Below are 15,503 nucleotides of genomic sequence, written 5' to 3' on the forward strand. Positions count from 1 at the left end.
CCGCGCGCCGTTGGCGTTCCGGCCGCGGGTGACGGGCGCGTGCCAGCCGGGTACCCGGCGTCCCTCCTTCTTGCAGCTGATGGGAGCGCGGAAGATCACGCCGCCGAGGATGTTGCGGATGGTGCCGTTCGGCGACTTCCACATCTGCTTGAGGCCGAATTCCTTCACCCGGGCCTCGTCGGGGGTGATGGTGGCGCATTTGACGCCGACGCCGACCTTCTTGATGGCTTCGGCGGCGTCGATGGTCACCTGGTCGTTGGTTTCATCGCGGTATTCCATGCCCAGATCGAAATAGAGCAGCTCGACATCCAGGAACGGGTTGATCAGCTTGTCCTTGATGTGCTGCCAGATGATCCGGGTCATCTCGTCGCCATCGAGCTCGACGACGGGGTTGGATACCTTGATTTTTGCCATGACGGGGAGGCCTTCTTGGGAACGGCGCGCTTTTGACGGCGGGGGTGGAAAATACGCCTGCGCTATAGCACCGCCCGGGGACGGGCGAAAGCGCACCGGTTATGCACTTTCAGCCCATCATTTCATCGAGAACCGCCATTCTGATGGCGGCTCTCGGTCCTCTTTCTGTGACGGGTTTTCTTCCCGCGAACCGGTGCCCACTTCGGCTTGAAAACCCTCTAAAACGGGACCTGCGTCGCGGTCCCGGCCACGATGTACCAGGTCACGAACAGGCCCGCGATCAGTGCGCCGGGCAGGCTCGATCCGGTCCGCCGCCAGGTGAAGGTCGCGATCACGGCGACGATCGCGAGCAGCGGCACGAACTGGATCGCGACGATGGTCGAGAGCGGCACGAAGCCGGGGTCCGGCAGCGGGTTGAGGAGCTTTCCGGTCAGCCACAGCGTGCCGTATTGCAGCACCAGCAACACCATGAAACCGAACGTCAGCGCCAGGATGTTGGTGAGGTAGAGCGTCCCTCGCGGAGCACCCATGGTCGAGAAATTCCGGTGCAGCACGTGCAGCGCCACGACGAAAAACGCCGTGAACGGAATCAGATAGATCAGGAAGATGAGGAACTGCTTCGCGCTCATCAACTTGAGTGCGACGATCCAGAACCTGAAGTCGATCTTGAATGCGAGGTCGGCGAGCCACAGCGCTGCGTAGCCCACCGCAACCGAGGCCACCGCGATCACGATGGATTGACCGACCAGCCCGGCCCGGGTGGTGCGCTTCGGGGCGAACGGCATCAGGGCCAGCGTGATCAGGCCGTTGACGATGGCCCAGATCAGGATCTGGTTGGTGATGCCCTGCGGCAGGAATGCACTCGGGGCCACGAAGGTGCCGCCCAGCGCGAAGGCCGGATAATAGGTCAGCGCCGGGATGAAGGTGGACAGGATGAACGCCGTGGTCCAGCGCCGGCCCTTGGCCGCCTCATGCGGCGGCATGGTGCCGTCGGCCACCGCCGGCAGCCGCAGGCGGGAGAACATCTTGGCTTCCAGCAACCCGTCGAACGTCCCGATCACCAGCGCAATGAAACCGATGAGGGCGATGAGCGTGGCGATCTCCTTGCGGAACCAGATCTGGTCGTCGACCGGACGCGGCGTGCCGCCCTTCAACGTCTTGGCAAACCAGTCGAGGCTATAGCCGATCGCCTCATGCGAGATGTGCTCGGCCGGATGGGTCATCGCCGGCGTGTACAGCACCCGCGCCGTGCCGGCGGCCGGATCGCCATAGACCTTGCCCGGCTCGACCGCGCCTTGCGTGCCGAACAGCGCCCAGAGTTTCGGGCTCGTGGTGACGTCGCGGGCGAGGTCGACGCCCCACATCAACTCGGGGAATTCCTCGTATTGGGCGAACACCAGCGCGGTGTTGCGCGGCCAGCTCGTGGTGCCCTCGGCGGCGAACGGCTTGCCGGTCGAGGAGCCCTCCAGCACCATCGACTTGTAGTCGTTGGGCATGGCTGCTGCGGCGGCCAGCACGGTCCAGCCGCCCATTGAATGGCCCTCGAGCCCGATGTTGTCCTTGTCGACGAATGGCAGGCCGCAGAGATAGGCGAGGCCGTCAGGTCCGCCGAAGCCGTTGGCGAAGGAGGGCGGGTCGCTGTAGCCGTGGCCGGTCTGGTCGAGCGCCAGCACCACATAGCCGCGGCGGGCGAACTCGATGGCGAAGCCGTCCTGGGTCTCGCGCGAATTGATGTAGCCGTGGACGGCGAGGATGCCGGGCGCCGGGATCTGCGGCGTGGCATTCGGCGGGATGTAAAGCAGGGCGCTCATGGTGTTGCCCTTGGCGCCCTTGAACCTGACATCCTCGATCCGGATGCCGCCTGCGGTCTGGGTAAAGTGGGCGAGCAGGCCCCCCGCCACAATCAAGATCAGGCCCACAATCGCCAGCGTCCATCTGCCCCGCATCGTCGTCCCCCCATGTGCTTTGACCCAAGCGTCACGCCGTTCAACCGGCGTCTCAAGCGTGCCTTTACAGCTTCGCTTTGGTTGTGGTTGATAGCCTATCCGAAGGCGAAGCGCGCGCAAGCGGCAGCCCTCGCTTCGTGCGATCGGGATTCCGATTCAGGATTCGCAATCGCTGCTAACCCTGTTATCTCCTTGGAGAAATTGGCCCTGCACGAAACCGGTGCAAAGCTGGTTGCAGGCTTCCCGATGAGACTTTGAATCAGCCGCTTCGGAAGCTGATTCAAAACCTTCAGATGTTGAATCAGAAAGTGAAGTGAGATGTCCGGCACCGACAAGACCAAGGCAGGGCACGACCTTGCCGGTCCCGTCGTCATCCTGGTCGAGCCGCAGCTTGGCGAGAACATTGGCATGGCCGCACGCGCGATGGGCAACTTCGCGCTGACCCGGATGCGCATCGTCAACCCGCGCGACGGCTGGCCGAACATCGCCGCCGAGCGTGCCGCCGCCGGTGCCGACCACATCATCGGTTCGGTCGAGCTGTTCGACACCGTCGAGCAGGCGATCGCCGATCTCACGCTGGTGTTTGCAACCACCGCCCGCGCCCACGACCAGGCCAAGCCGGTGGTCGGACCGGAAGGCGCAGCGGGCGAGATCGTCCGCCATGTCGCATCCGGCGGCGGGGCCGGCATCCTGTTCGGGCGGGAGCGCTCCGGCCTGACCAACGACGAGGTTGCGCTTGCCAACCGGATCATCACGTTCCCGGTCAACCCGGGCTTCGCCTCGCTCAATCTGGCACAGGCAGTGCTTTTGATGGGCTACGAATGGTTCAAGCTTTCGACCGCGGGCGCGCTGCCGTTCGCGATGCCCGAACGGTCCGAGCCGGCCTCCCAGCACCAGATGCAGGCCTTCTTCGACAACCTCGTCGCCGAGCTCGACAAGGTCGAGTTCCTGCGGCCGGCCGAGAAGCGCGACACCATGCTGGTCAACCTCCGCAACATCTTCACCCGGATGGACCCGACCAAGCAGGACATGCACACGCTGCACGGCGTGGTGATGGCGATCGCCGAGGGCCGCAAGGGTCCCGCCAAGGGCGGCGTGCTCGACGGCGCTCAGGCCACGCGGCTGCGGGCGCTGCTCGCCGAGCAGGGAGGGGGCCGCGCGGTCGCCGACAATTCCAGCACGGTGCGAGGGCTCGCCCGGCTGCTCCGCCGCAACCCGACCGACGCCGAGCGGATCCTGTGGCAGGCGCTGACCCGGGACCGCCGCTTCGCCGGCCAGTTCAAGCGCCAGACCCCGGTCGGCCGCCACATCCCGGACTTCGTCTCCTTCGTGCACCGGGCCGCGATCGAGCTGGTCAATCCCGGCGAGAGCGAGGCCATCGCCGCCGACCGCGCCAAGCGCCGCGCCTGGCTCGAGGCCCGCGACTACCGGGTGATCGACATGCAGGTGTCTGATGTCGAGCGCGACCTCGATGCCGAACTGGCGCGGCTGGAGGGGAGTTTGCGGCAGGAGCGGTGAGCCTCTCACTCTGTCCACGTGGTGAGCGTGGAATGGACGCATAGCTCCCTCCACGCGTCGTCCCGGCGAAGGCCGGGACCCATAACCACAGAATTGGGTTGGTAAAGAAGGCTGTGGCCCCAGCGTCGCGCAACAATCACCATTGGTGGTTATGGGTCCCGGCCTGCGCCGGGACGACGGTGAGTACGTGGCGCGGCTTATGAACATACACCGGCATTCTCGCGACATGATCTGTCCGAGCTTTGCTCTTTTACATTTCTGATAAAGCGAAATATTTTTGCGCGAGGGGCTTGCGCCGTCGGGCAACTCGGTGATCGGCGCGTGAGGAAAGCCAACTTAAACCTTGAGTTGGCCTCCGTCGGCCGATCTAATGCCGTTGGACCGCGTGGTGCCGCGGTGGTTGGACCTGAAAGCGATTGACCGCTCGTCTCGCTGCGAGTTGCGGGGGCAATAGCGTCCATGACCATTCGAAAGAAATTCTTTCTGCTTGCCGGTATCCTGTTGGCGTTGTTTGGGGCCGTCGTCGGCGCGCTGGCATACACTCAAAAGCTCGATCGCGATCAGCTCGCGAACATCTACCAATATGAGCTGCCGTTATCCAATCTGATCGCTGAATTCGACGTCGATACCGACAGATATGAGCTTCGAATCCTGCGCGTGCTGCGCTCGGACTTCACCCCAGACGAACATAAGGCCGCCGCGGCGGAGATAAAGGCGCTGGCGGACGAAATGCGGAGCACCGTGACAACAAGCGACGCCTTGGTTGCGAAAGCCATTCGGGACACGAGCTACGATGCCGATGATCGCATCGAGCTGGCGCGGATCGGCGGAGTCCTCAAATATCTCGAGCGAAGCCTGGAAGAATTCATTACGGTCGGGGAGACGACGCTGGCTGCGGCCGAGGCAGGCAAGCGCGAGGAAGCTCGGCAGACTTCTCTCGGGTTCGCCCGGTTTGCCCAGGCTTTTGGTCCCGACCTCTCGCAAATCCGTCACGATCTAAGCGATCTGACGAGTCGATCGACAAACACAGTGCTTGGGCGACAGCGGCTCAACGCGTATCTGAGCTTCGCGTTGTTCGTCGCGGCTTGCGCTCTCGGCCTTGGTATCAGCGCAGTCGGGTCGACGCGCGTCGTTGCCGGCTTGCGGCAACTCGTTGCGAGTACCAGGGCCGTTGAGGTTGGGGGCGATGTCCAACCGGTCTCGATCCGTACCCGAGACGAGGTCGGCGAATTGGCACAAGCCTTCAATCGCATGCTCGAGGAGCTGCGCGAACGCGACCGGCTGAAGGATACGTTCGGGAAATTTCTCGACCCCAGGCTTGTCAGCCGGTTGATCGCCAGCGGGGCCGATCAGGCCGAGCGACGCAACCTCTCGATCTTCTTCTCGGACATCAAGCATTTTACAGGCATCAGTGAGCAGCTCACGGCCGGAACCATCGTCAATCTTCTCAATGAGTATTTCGGCACAATCGCAAATGTCATTCACGCCAACCGCGGGATCATCGACAAATATATCGGGGATGCCGTGATGGCGTTCTGGGTCGCCCCATTCTCGGCAGGAGACGATCATGCCCGCGATGCGTGCTGCGCCGCCCTTGCACAGCAGCAAGCCGTTTCGGTCCTCCGGTCGCGATTGCCTGAAATAACCGGCATGCGGCGGAATGCGCCCGAACTCGTGATCCGGATGGGTATCGCCACGGGCGATGCCGTCGTCGGGACGATCGGATCAGAGGCGGCGCGCTCTTATACGGTCATCGGCGACAGCGTCAATCTGGCGTCGCGGCTGGAGGGGCTCAACAAGGTGTACGGCACCCTGATCCTGATCAGCGAGGAAACCTATCGGCTTGCCCAAGCCGACATTGAGGCGCGAGAGCTCGACTTCATCACGGTGGCCGGCAAGACAGAGCCGGTCCGCATCTACGAGCTCATGGCGCCAGCCGGACAGCTCGAGCCCGCTCAGAGCGAATTGCGCGAAAAGTTTGCAACTGTCCTTGTCGCCTATCGCAAGCAGGATTGGGACGGCGCGCTGGCCGCGATCGAAGAGTGCCTGCAGATCGCGCCCGACGACGGACCGGCGCAAGCCTTCTTGCAGCGGATCGGTCTGTTGCGATCCGACCCGCCGGGACCCGCCTGGGACGGGATTTGGCACCATCTGAAAAAGTAGCGGGGATGTCGGCTTGCGCGTTCGGCAGAAATTCCTTCGCGCAACAGTCCTGATCCCTGACTTCGATTTCCTTCGCCTGAGGGTTCTTCAGAAGATCAGGCGGCGCTGTAACCGCCGTCGATGACCTGCGATGCGCCCGTCATGAAGGACGCCTTGTCCGAGCACATCCAAACCACGGCCTCCGCGATTTCCTCGGGCACGCCCAGGCGACGGACCGGCACCTTGGCAATGATTTCGTCGTAACGTTCGTCCATCGTCTCCTTGGTCATCGGCGTCTTGATGTATCCGGGATTGACGCAATTCACGCGGATACCGTCCTGGGCGTATTCGATCGCGGCCGACTTGGTCAGCCCGACGACACCGTGCTTGGTCGCCACATAGTGGCCCGACGTGGCGAGACCGACCAGCCCGGCGATCGAGGCGGTGTTGACGATCGCGCCGCCGCCACCCTGCTTCAGCATCTGCGCGATTTCGTATTTCAGGCACAGGAACACGCCCATCAGGTTCACCGAGAACATCTTCGCCACGGTGGGCTGCGTGAGCTCATGGATGCGCTGGCCGGGCGGGCCGACGGATCGCCCGGCCACGCCGGCATTGTTGAACGCGCAATCGACGCGCCCAAACGCCGATACCGTGCGCGCTACCATGTTGGCGACCTCGGCCTCGTCGGTGACGTCGCCTCGGATCGCGATCGATTGGCCGCCCGCGGCGTTGATGAGGGCGACCGTCTCATCGATGCCGTCCTTTGACAGGTCGGACACCGCGACGCGCGCGCCTTCGCGCGCCATGGCAATCGCCGTTGCCCGACCGATGCCGGAGCCGCCGCCCGTCACCAATGCAGCCTTGCCGTCCAGAATGCCTGCCATGAAAACTCCTCTCGCGCTTCCTCTCGATCGCGATCACGCCCTCGAGATGCCGCCGTCGATCACCGGCCCCAGGATTTCGTAGCGTTCGCCGTTGAAGCGGACCAGCTGCAACTGCTCCAGCGGGTAGTGGTCGGTCGGCGAGGTGTTGACCTTGATGCCTGACAGCAAGAGGTCGGATTCGAAATCCTTCAGGTTCGCCGCCTGCTTGATGATGCTTTCGGACGAGACATCGTCGCCGCACTGCTTGAGCACCTGAACCATGACCTGGCTGACGACATAGGCGATCGCGGCGTAGATGTCGTTCTTGGCGGCCGCCGGATCGTATTTGTCGAGGAAGGCGCGCCATTTCACTACCGCGGGATCGCCGTCCCAGGCGGCATCGACGGGGTCCTTCATGTAGGCGCTCGAGATGATGCCCTTGGAGATGTCGAAGCCCGCAGCCTTCAGGGTCGAGCCCGCGGACGACGCGTTGTTGCCGATATAGTGCGTCGGTTGCCAGTTCAGCTCGGCGATCTTCTTGATGCCTTGCGCTGCGAATTTCGGCGTCGTCATGCTCATGAACACGGTGGCGCCGGCGGATTTGCATCGCACCACCTGGCTGTCGATGGTCGGATCCGAGGTCTCATAGGACAGCTCGGCTACGATCGAGGATGTCTTGGCGCCGAGCCCGTCCTTGAAACCCTTCAACACGTCGCGGCCGAAATCGTCGTTCTGGTAGATGATGCCGATCTTGGCATCCGGCTGCGTCGCCAGCACGTGCTGCGCGAAGGTGCGCCCCTCGATCTGGTAGCAGGGCATGAAGCCCATCGTGTACGGGAAATTCTTGTAGTCGCCGAACTTGGTGGCACCCGAAGCGATGAAGAGGTGCGGGACCTTCTTCTGGTTCATGTATTTCATGATCGCCGCATTGGTGGGCGCACCTTCGCGCAGCACGTGCTGGCGACGCAGCCGGATGCCAAGATCGGCATCATCTACCAGAACGACGATTTCGGCCGCGACGTGTTGAAGGGTTTCAAGGACGGGCTCGGCGCCAAGACATCCTCGATCGTAGCCGAGCTGTCCTATGAGACCTCGGATCCGACCATCGACAGCCAGGTGGTGCGATGCAAATCCGCCGGCGCCACCGTGTTCATGAGCATGACGACGCCGAAATTCGCAGCGCAAGGCATCAAGAAGATCGCCGAGCTGAACTGGCAACCGACGCACTATATCGGCAACAACGCGTCGCCCGCGGGCTCGACCCTGAAGGCTGCGGGCTTCGACATCTCCAAGGGCATCACCTCGAGCGCCTACATGAAGGACCCCGTCGATGCCGCCTGGGACGGCGATCCCGCGGTAGTGAAATGGCGCGCCTTCCTCGACAAATACGATCCGGCGGCCGACACGATCGACATCTGCGCCGCGATCGCCTATGTCGTCCGCCAGGTCATGGTTCAGGTGCTCAAGCAGTCCGGCGACGATGTCTCGTCCGAAAGCATCATCAATCAGCCGGCTAACCTGAAGGATTTCGAATCCGACCTCTTGCTGTCAGGCATCAAGGTCAACACCTCGCCGACCGACCACTACCCGCTGGAGCAGTTGCAGCTGGTCCGCTTCAACGGCGAACGCTACGAAATCCTGGGGCCGGTGATCGACGGCGGCATCTCGAGGGCGTGATCGCGATCGAGAGGAAGCGCGAGAGGAGTTTTCATGGCAGGCATTCTGGACGGCAAGGCTGCATTGGTGACGGGCGGCGGCTCCGGCATCGGTCGGGCAACGGCGATTGCCATGGCGCGCGAAGGCGCGCGCGTCGCGGTGTCCGACCTGTCAAAGGACGGCATCGATGAGACGGTCGCCCTCATCAACGCCGCGGGCGGCCAATCGATCGCGATCCGAGGCGACGTCACCGACGAGGCCGAGGTCGCCAACATGGTAGCGCGCACGGTATCGGCGTTTGGGCGCGTCGATTGCGCGTTCAACAATGCCGGCGTGGCCGGGCGATCCGTCGGCCCGCCCGGCCAGCGCATCCATGAGCTCACGCAGCCCACCGTGGCGAAGATGTTCTCGGTGAACCTGATGGGCGTGTTCCTGTGCCTGAAATACGAAATCGCGCAGATGCTGAAGCAGGGTGGCGGCGGCGCGATCGTCAACACCGCCTCGATCGCCGGGCTGGTCGGTCTCGCCACGTCGGGCCACTATGTGGCGACCAAGCACGGTGTCGTCGGGCTGACCAAGTCGGCCGCGATCGAATACGCCCAGGACGGTATCCGCGTGAATTGCGTCAATCCCGGATACATCAAGACGCCGATGACCAAGGAGACGATGGACGAACGTTACGACGAAATCATTGCCAAGGTGCCGGTCCGTCGCCTGGGCGTGCCCGAGGAAATCGCGGAGGCCGTGGTTTGGATGTGCTCGGACAAGGCGTCCTTCATGACGGGCGCATCGCAGGTCATCGACGGCGGTTACAGCGCCGCCTGATCTTCTGAAGAACCCTCAGGCGAAGGAAATCGAAGTCAGGGATCAGGACTGTTGCGCGAAGGAATTTCTGCCGAACGCGCAAGCCGACATCCCCGCTACTTTTTCAGATGGTGCCAAATCCCGTCCCAGGCGGGTCCCGGCGGGTCGGATCGCAACAGACCGATCCGCTGCAAGAAGGCTTGCGCCGGTCCGTCGTCGGGCGCGATCTGCAGGCACTCTTCGATCGCGGCCAGCGCGCCGTCCCAATCCTGCTTGCGATAGGCGACAAGGACAGTTGCAAACTTTTCGCGCAATTCGCTCTGAGCGGGCTCGAGCTGTCCGGCTGGCGCCATGAGCTCGTAGATGCGGACCGGCTCTGTCTTGCCGGCCACCGTGATGAAGTCGAGCTCTCGCGCCTCAATGTCGGCTTGGGCAAGCCGATAGGTTTCCTCGCTGATCAGGATCAGGGTGCCGTACACCTTGTTGAGCCCCTCCAGCCGCGACGCCAGATTGACGCTGTCGCCGATGACCGTATAAGAGCGCGCCGCCTCTGATCCGATCGTCCCGACGACGGCATCGCCCGTGGCGATACCCATCCGGATCACGAGTTCGGGCGCATTCCGCCGCATGCCGGTTATTTCAGGCAATCGCGACCGGAGGACCGAAACGGCTTGCTGCTGTGCAAGGGCGGCGCAGCACGCATCGCGGGCATGATCGTCTCCTGCCGAGAATGGGGCGACCCAGAACGCCATCACGGCATCCCCGATATATTTGTCGATGATCCCGCGGTTGGCGTGAATGACATTTGCGATTGTGCCGAAATACTCATTGAGAAGATTGACGATGGTTCCGGCCGTGAGCTGCTCACTGATGCCTGTAAAATGCTTGATGTCCGAGAAGAAGATCGAGAGGTTGCGTCGCTCGGCCTGATCGGCCCCGCTGGCGATCAACCGGCTGACAAGCCTGGGGTCGAGAAATTTCCCGAACGTATCCTTCAGCCGGTCGCGTTCGCGCAGCTCCTCGAGCATGCGATTGAAGGCTTGTGCCAATTCGCCGACCTCGTCTCGGGTACGGATCGAGACCGGTTGGACATCGCCCCCAACCTCAACGGCCCTGGTACTCGCAACGAGTTGCCGCAAGCCGGCAACGACGCGCGTCGACCCGACTGCGCTGATACCAAGGCCGAGAGCGCAAGCCGCGACGAACAACGCGAAGCTCAGATACGCGTTGAGCCGCTGTCGCCCAAGCACTGTGTTTGTCGATCGACTCGTCAGATCGCTTAGATCGTGACGGATTTGCGAGAGGTCGGGACCAAAAGCCTGGGCAAACCGGGCGAACCCGAGAGAAGTCTGCCGAGCTTCCTCGCGCTTGCCTGCCTCGGCCGCAGCCAGCGTCGTCTCCCCGACCGTAATGAATTCTTCCAGGCTTCGCTCGAGATATTTGAGGACTCCGCCGATCCGCGCCAGCTCGATGCGATCATCGGCATCGTAGCTCGTGTCCCGAATGGCTTTCGCAACCAAGGCGTCGCTTGTTGTCACGGTGCTCCGCATTTCGTCCGCCAGCGCCTTTATCTCCGCCGCGGCGGCCTTATGTTCGTCTGGGGTGAAGTCCGAGCGCAGCACGCGCAGGATTCGAAGCTCATATCTGTCGGTATCGACGTCGAATTCAGCGATCAGATTGGATAACGGCAGCTCATATTGGTAGATGTTCGCGAGCTGATCGCGATCGAGCTTTTGAGTGTATGCCAGCGCGCCGACGACGGCCCCAAACAACGCCAACAGGATACCGGCAAGCAGAAAGAATTTCTTTCGAATGGTCATGGACGCTATTGCCCCCGCAACTCGCAGCGAGACGAGCGGTCAATCGCTTTCAGGTCCAACCACCGCGGCACCACGCGGTCCAACGGCATTAGATCGGCCGACGGAGGCCAACTCAAGGTTTAAGTTGGCTTTCCTCACGCGCCGATCACCGAGTTGCCCGACGGCGCAAGCCCCTCGCGCAAAAATATTTCGCTTTATCAGAAATGTAAAAGAGCAAAGCTCGGACAGATCATGTCGCGAGAATGCCGGTGTATGTTCATAAGCCGCGCCACGTACTCACCGTCGTCCCGGCGCAGGCCGGGACCCATAACCACCAATGGTGATTGTTGCGCGACGCTGGGGCCACAGCCTTCTTTACCAACCCAATTCTGTGGTTATGGGTCCCGGCCTTCGCCGGGACGACGCGTGGAGGGAGCTATGCGTCCATTCCACGCTCACCACGTGGACAGAGTGAGAGGCTCACCGCTCCTGCCGCAAACTCCCCTCCAGCCGCGCCAGTTCGGCATCGAGGTCGCGCTCGACATCAGACACCTGCATGTCGATCACCCGGTAGTCGCGGGCCTCGAGCCAGGCGCGGCGCTTGGCGCGGTCGGCGGCGATGGCCTCGCTCTCGCCGGGATTGACCAGCTCGATCGCGGCCCGGTGCACGAAGGAGACGAAGTCCGGGATGTGGCGGCCGACCGGGGTCTGGCGCTTGAACTGGCCGGCGAAGCGGCGGTCCCGGGTCAGCGCCTGCCACAGGATCCGCTCGGCGTCGGTCGGGTTGCGGCGGAGCAGCCGGGCGAGCCCTCGCACCGTGCTGGAATTGTCGGCGACCGCGCGGCCCCCTCCCTGCTCGGCGAGCAGCGCCCGCAGCCGCGTGGCCTGAGCGCCGTCGAGCACGCCGCCCTTGGCGGGACCCTTGCGGCCCTCGGCGATCGCCATCACCACGCCGTGCAGCGTGTGCATGTCCTGCTTGGTCGGGTCCATCCGGGTGAAGATGTTGCGGAGGTTGACCAGCATGGTGTCGCGCTTCTCGGCCGGCCGCAGGAACTCGACCTTGTCGAGCTCGGCGACGAGGTTGTCGAAGAAGGCCTGCATCTGGTGCTGGGAGGCCGGCTCGGACCGTTCGGGCATCGCGAACGGCAGCGCGCCCGCGGTCGAAAGCTTGAACCATTCGTAGCCCATCAAAAGCACTGCCTGTGCCAGATTGAGCGAGGCGAAGCCCGGGTTGACCGGGAACGTGATGATCCGGTTGGCAAGCGCAACCTCGTCGTTGGTCAGGCCGGAGCGCTCCCGCCCGAACAGGATGCCGGCCCCGCCGCCGGATGCGACATGGCGGACGATCTCGCCCGCTGCGCCTTCCGGTCCGACCACCGGCTTGGCCTGGTCGTGGGCGCGGGCGGTGGTTGCAAACACCAGCGTGAGATCGGCGATCGCCTGCTCGACGGTGTCGAACAGCTCGACCGAACCGATGATGTGGTCGGCACCGGCGGCGGCACGCTCGGCGGCGATGTTCGGCCAGCCGTCGCGCGGGTTGACGATGCGCATCCGGGTCAGCGCGAAGTTGCCCATCGCGCGTGCGGCCATGCCAATGTTCTCGCCAAGCTGCGGCTCGACCAGGATGACGACGGGACCGGCAAGGTCGTGCCCTGCCTTGGTCTTGTCGGTGCCGGACATCTCACTTCACTTTCTGATTCAACATCTGAAGGTTTTGAATCAGCTTCCGAAGCGGCTGATTCAAAGTCTCATCGGGAAGCCTGCAACCAGCTTTGCACCGGTTTCGTGCAGGGCCAATTTCTCCAAGGAGATAACAGGGTTAGCAGCGATTGCGAATCCTGAATCGGAATCCCGATCGCACGAAGCGAGGGCTGCCGCTTGCGCGCGCTTCGCCTTCGGATAGGCTATCAACCACAACCAAAGCGAAGCTGTAAAGGCACGCTTGAGACGCCGGTTGAACGGCGTGACGCTTGGGTCAAAGCACATGGGGGGACGACGATGCGGGGCAGATGGACGCTGGCGATTGTGGGCCTGATCTTGATTGTGGCGGGGGGCCTGCTCGCCCACTTTACCCAGACCGCAGGCGGCATCCGGATCGAGGATGTCAGGTTCAAGGGCGCCAAGGGCAACACCATGAGCGCCCTGCTTTACATCCCGCCGAATGCCACGCCGCAGATCCCGGCGCCCGGCATCCTCGCCGTCCACGGCTACATCAATTCGCGCGAGACCCAGGACGGCTTCGCCATCGAGTTCGCCCGCCGCGGCTATGTGGTGCTGGCGCTCGACCAGACCGGCCACGGCTACAGCGACCCGCCCTCCTTCGCCAACGGCTTCGGCGGACCTGACGGCCTCGCCTATCTCTGCGGCCTGCCATTCGTCGACAAGGACAACATCGGGCTCGAGGGCCATTCAATGGGCGGCTGGACCGTGCTGGCCGCCGCAGCAGCCATGCCCAACGACTACAAGTCGATGGTGCTGGAGGGCTCCTCGACCGGCAAGCCGTTCGCCGCCGAGGGCACCACGAGCTGGCCGCGCAACACCGCGCTGGTGTTCGCCCAATACGAGGAATTCCCCGAGTTGATGTGGGGCGTCGACCTCGCCCGCGACGTCACCACGAGCCCGAAACTCTGGGCGCTGTTCGGCACGCAAGGCGCGGTCGAGCCGGGCAAGGTCTATGGCGATCCGGCCGCCGGCACGGCGCGGGTGCTGTACACGCCGGCGATGACCCATCCGGCCGAGCACATCTCGCATGAGGCGATCGGCTATAGCCTCGACTGGTTTGCCAAGACGTTGAAGGGCGGCACGCCGCGTCCGGTCGACGACCAGATCTGGTTCCGCAAGGAGATCGCCACGCTCATCGCCCTCATCGGTTTCATTGCGCTGGTGATCGGGACGTTCGACGGGTTGCTGGAAGCCAAGATGTTCTCCCGCCTGCGGCTGCCGGCGGTGGCCGACGGCACCATGCCGCCGCATGAGGCGGCCAAGGGCCGGCGCTGGACCACGGCGTTCATCCTGTCCACCTTCATCCCGGCGCTGACCTATTATCCGGCCTTCGCGCTGGGCGGCACCTTCGTGGCCCCGAGTGCATTCCTGCCGCAGGGCATCACCAACCAGATCCTGATCTGGGCCATCGTCAACGGCCTGATCACGCTGGCCCTGATGCCGTTCGCCCCGAAGCGCACCACCCGGGCCGGGCTGGTCGGTCAATCCATCGTGATCGCGGTGGCCTCGGTTGCGGTGGGCTACGCAGCGCTGTGGCTCGCCGACCTCGCATTCAAGATCGACTTCAGGTTCTGGATCGTCGCACTCAAGTTGATGAGCGCGAAGCAGTTCCTCATCTTCCTGATCTATCTGATTCCGTTCACGGCGTTTTTCGTCGTGGCGCTGCACGTGCTGCACCGGAATTTCTCGACCATGGGTGCTCCGCGAGGGACGCTCTACCTCACCAACATCCTGGCGCTGACGTTCGGTTTCATGGTGTTGCTGGTGCTGCAATACGGCACGCTGTGGCTGACCGGAAAGCTCCTCAACCCGCTGCCGGACCCCGGCTTCGTGCCGCTCTCGACCATCGTCGCGATCCAGTTCGTGCCGCTGCTCGCGATCGTCGCCGTGATCGCGACCTTCACCTGGCGGCGGACCGGATCGAGCCTGCCCGGCGCACTGATCGCGGGCCTGTTCGTGACCTGGTACATCGTGGCCGGGACCGCGACGCAGGTCCCGTTTTAGAGGGTTTTCAAGCCGAAGTGGGCACCGGTTCGCGGGAAGAAAACCCGTCACAGAAAGAGGACCGAGAGCCGCCATCAGAATGGCGGTTCTCGATGAAATGATGGGCTGAAAGTGCATAACCGGTGCGCTTTCGCCCGTCCCCGGGCGGTGCTATAGCGCAGGCGTATTTTCCACCCCCGCCGTCAAAAGCGCGCCGTTCCCAAGAAGGCCTCCCCGTCATGGCAAAAATCAAGGTATCCAACCCCGTCGTCGAGCTCGATGGCGACGAGATGACCCGGATCATCTGGCAGCACATCAAGGACAAGCTGATCAACCCGTTCCTGGATGTCGAGCTGCTCTATTTCGATCTGGGCATGGAATACCGCGATGAAACCAACGACCAGGTGACCATCGACGCCGCCGAAGCCATCAAGAAGGTCGGCGTCGGCGTCAAATGCGCCACCATCACCCCCGACGAGGCCCGGGTGAAGGAATTCGGCCTCAAGCAGATGTGGAAGTCGCCGAACGGCACCATCCGCAACATCCTCGGCGGCGTGATCTTCCGCGCTCCCATCAGCTGCAAGAAGGAGGGACGCCGGGTACCCGGCTGGCACGCGCCCGTCACCCGCGGCCGGAACGCCAACGGCGCGCGG

The 15,503-nt window shown here is 63.4% G+C and carries 12 protein-coding genes; 6 read left to right on the plus strand and 6 right to left on the minus strand.

What is annotated here, in order from left to right:
- Window positions 1-414 (minus strand): isocitrate/isopropylmalate family dehydrogenase (locus tag FNJ47_RS36490; RefSeq protein ID WP_236000293.1); only part of this gene is annotated, 414 nt, incomplete at its 3' end.
- A gap of 218 nt (window positions 415-632) precedes the next feature.
- On the minus strand, window positions 633-2,360 hold the full coding sequence (locus tag FNJ47_RS36495) for an alpha/beta hydrolase family protein (protein WP_165446028.1): 1,728 nt from the start codon (window positions 2,358-2,360) through the stop codon (window positions 633-635).
- A gap of 318 nt (window positions 2,361-2,678) precedes the next feature.
- On the opposite strand from FNJ47_RS36495, the gene FNJ47_RS36500 reads away from it, so the two are divergent.
- Window positions 2,679-3,878, plus strand: coding sequence for a TrmJ/YjtD family RNA methyltransferase (locus FNJ47_RS36500; RefSeq protein WP_163160733.1), 1,200 nt, complete (start codon window positions 2,679-2,681; stop codon window positions 3,876-3,878).
- A gap of 459 nt (window positions 3,879-4,337) precedes the next feature.
- A complete protein-coding gene (locus FNJ47_RS36505; protein WP_163160734.1) occupies window positions 4,338-6,041 on the plus strand; it encodes an adenylate/guanylate cyclase domain-containing protein in 1,704 nt (567 codons plus the stop codon).
- A gap of 95 nt (window positions 6,042-6,136) precedes the next feature.
- Here the strand turns inward: FNJ47_RS36505 and FNJ47_RS36510 are convergent, their stop codons facing one another.
- Window positions 6,137-6,907: an SDR family NAD(P)-dependent oxidoreductase gene (locus FNJ47_RS36510; protein WP_163160735.1), complete on the minus strand. Its 771-nt coding sequence runs from the start codon at window positions 6,905-6,907 to the stop codon at window positions 6,137-6,139.
- A gap of 33 nt (window positions 6,908-6,940) precedes the next feature.
- Entirely contained in the window at window positions 6,941-7,804 is an 864-nt protein-coding gene (locus tag FNJ47_RS36515) for an ABC transporter substrate-binding protein (protein WP_236000294.1), read from the minus strand.
- Here FNJ47_RS36515 and FNJ47_RS36520 point away from each other — a divergent pair.
- The gene (locus tag FNJ47_RS36520; RefSeq protein WP_347341762.1) at window positions 7,772-8,563 is read left to right on the plus strand and encodes an ABC transporter substrate-binding protein; all 792 of its coding nucleotides are present in this window, start codon (window positions 7,772-7,774) and stop codon (window positions 8,561-8,563) included. The two genes, FNJ47_RS36515 and FNJ47_RS36520, sit on opposite strands and share 33 nt — an antisense overlap.
- 33 nt (window positions 8,564-8,596) lie before the next feature.
- A complete protein-coding gene (locus FNJ47_RS36525) occupies window positions 8,597-9,367 on the plus strand; it encodes an SDR family NAD(P)-dependent oxidoreductase (RefSeq protein WP_163160735.1) in 771 nt (256 codons plus the stop codon).
- Window positions 9,368-9,462: 95 nt separating this feature from the next.
- Here FNJ47_RS36525 and FNJ47_RS36530 read toward each other — a convergent pair whose 3' ends face one another.
- Window positions 9,463-11,166, minus strand: coding sequence for an adenylate/guanylate cyclase domain-containing protein (locus FNJ47_RS36530; protein WP_163160734.1), 1,704 nt, complete (start codon window positions 11,164-11,166; stop codon window positions 9,463-9,465).
- Between the two features lie 459 nt (window positions 11,167-11,625).
- Window positions 11,626-12,825 carry a TrmJ/YjtD family RNA methyltransferase gene (locus FNJ47_RS36535; protein WP_163160733.1) on the minus strand — a complete coding sequence of 400 codons (1,200 nt, stop codon included), beginning with the start codon at window positions 12,823-12,825 and terminating at the stop codon, window positions 11,626-11,628.
- A 318-nt stretch (window positions 12,826-13,143) separates the two neighbouring features.
- Between FNJ47_RS36535 and FNJ47_RS36540 the strand changes: the two genes are divergently transcribed.
- A complete protein-coding gene (locus FNJ47_RS36540) occupies window positions 13,144-14,871 on the plus strand; it encodes an alpha/beta hydrolase family protein (protein WP_165446028.1) in 1,728 nt (575 codons plus the stop codon).
- 218 nt (window positions 14,872-15,089) lie between these two features.
- On the plus strand, window positions 15,090-15,503 hold a 414-nt coding region (locus FNJ47_RS36545), incomplete at its 3' end, for an isocitrate/isopropylmalate family dehydrogenase (protein WP_236000293.1).

This window comes from Bradyrhizobium uaiense (genome assembly GCF_010811875.1).
Lineage (GTDB): Bacteria > Pseudomonadota > Alphaproteobacteria > Rhizobiales > Xanthobacteraceae > Bradyrhizobium > Bradyrhizobium uaiense.

Bases quoted from the DNA above. Each gene is read 5' to 3' on its own strand.
- FNJ47_RS36505 (WP_163160734.1), top strand. From the start codon at position 4,338: ATGACCATTCGAAAGAAATTCTTTCTGCTTGCCGGTATCCTGTTGGCG.
- FNJ47_RS36510 (WP_163160735.1), bottom strand. From the start codon at position 6,907: ATGGCAGGCATTCTGGACGGCAAGGCTGCATTGGTGACGGGCGGCGGC.
- FNJ47_RS36540 (WP_165446028.1), top strand. From the start codon at position 13,144: ATGCGGGGCAGATGGACGCTGGCGATTGTGGGCCTGATCTTGATTGTG.
- FNJ47_RS36530 (WP_163160734.1), bottom strand. From the start codon at position 11,166: ATGACCATTCGAAAGAAATTCTTTCTGCTTGCCGGTATCCTGTTGGCG.
- FNJ47_RS36535 (WP_163160733.1), bottom strand. From the start codon at position 12,825: ATGTCCGGCACCGACAAGACCAAGGCAGGGCACGACCTTGCCGGTCCC.
- FNJ47_RS36495 (WP_165446028.1), bottom strand. From the start codon at position 2,360: ATGCGGGGCAGATGGACGCTGGCGATTGTGGGCCTGATCTTGATTGTG.
- FNJ47_RS36500 (WP_163160733.1), top strand. From the start codon at position 2,679: ATGTCCGGCACCGACAAGACCAAGGCAGGGCACGACCTTGCCGGTCCC.
- FNJ47_RS36515 (WP_236000294.1), bottom strand. From the start codon at position 7,804: ATGAAATACATGAACCAGAAGAAGGTCCCGCACCTCTTCATCGCTTCG.
- FNJ47_RS36525 (WP_163160735.1), top strand. From the start codon at position 8,597: ATGGCAGGCATTCTGGACGGCAAGGCTGCATTGGTGACGGGCGGCGGC.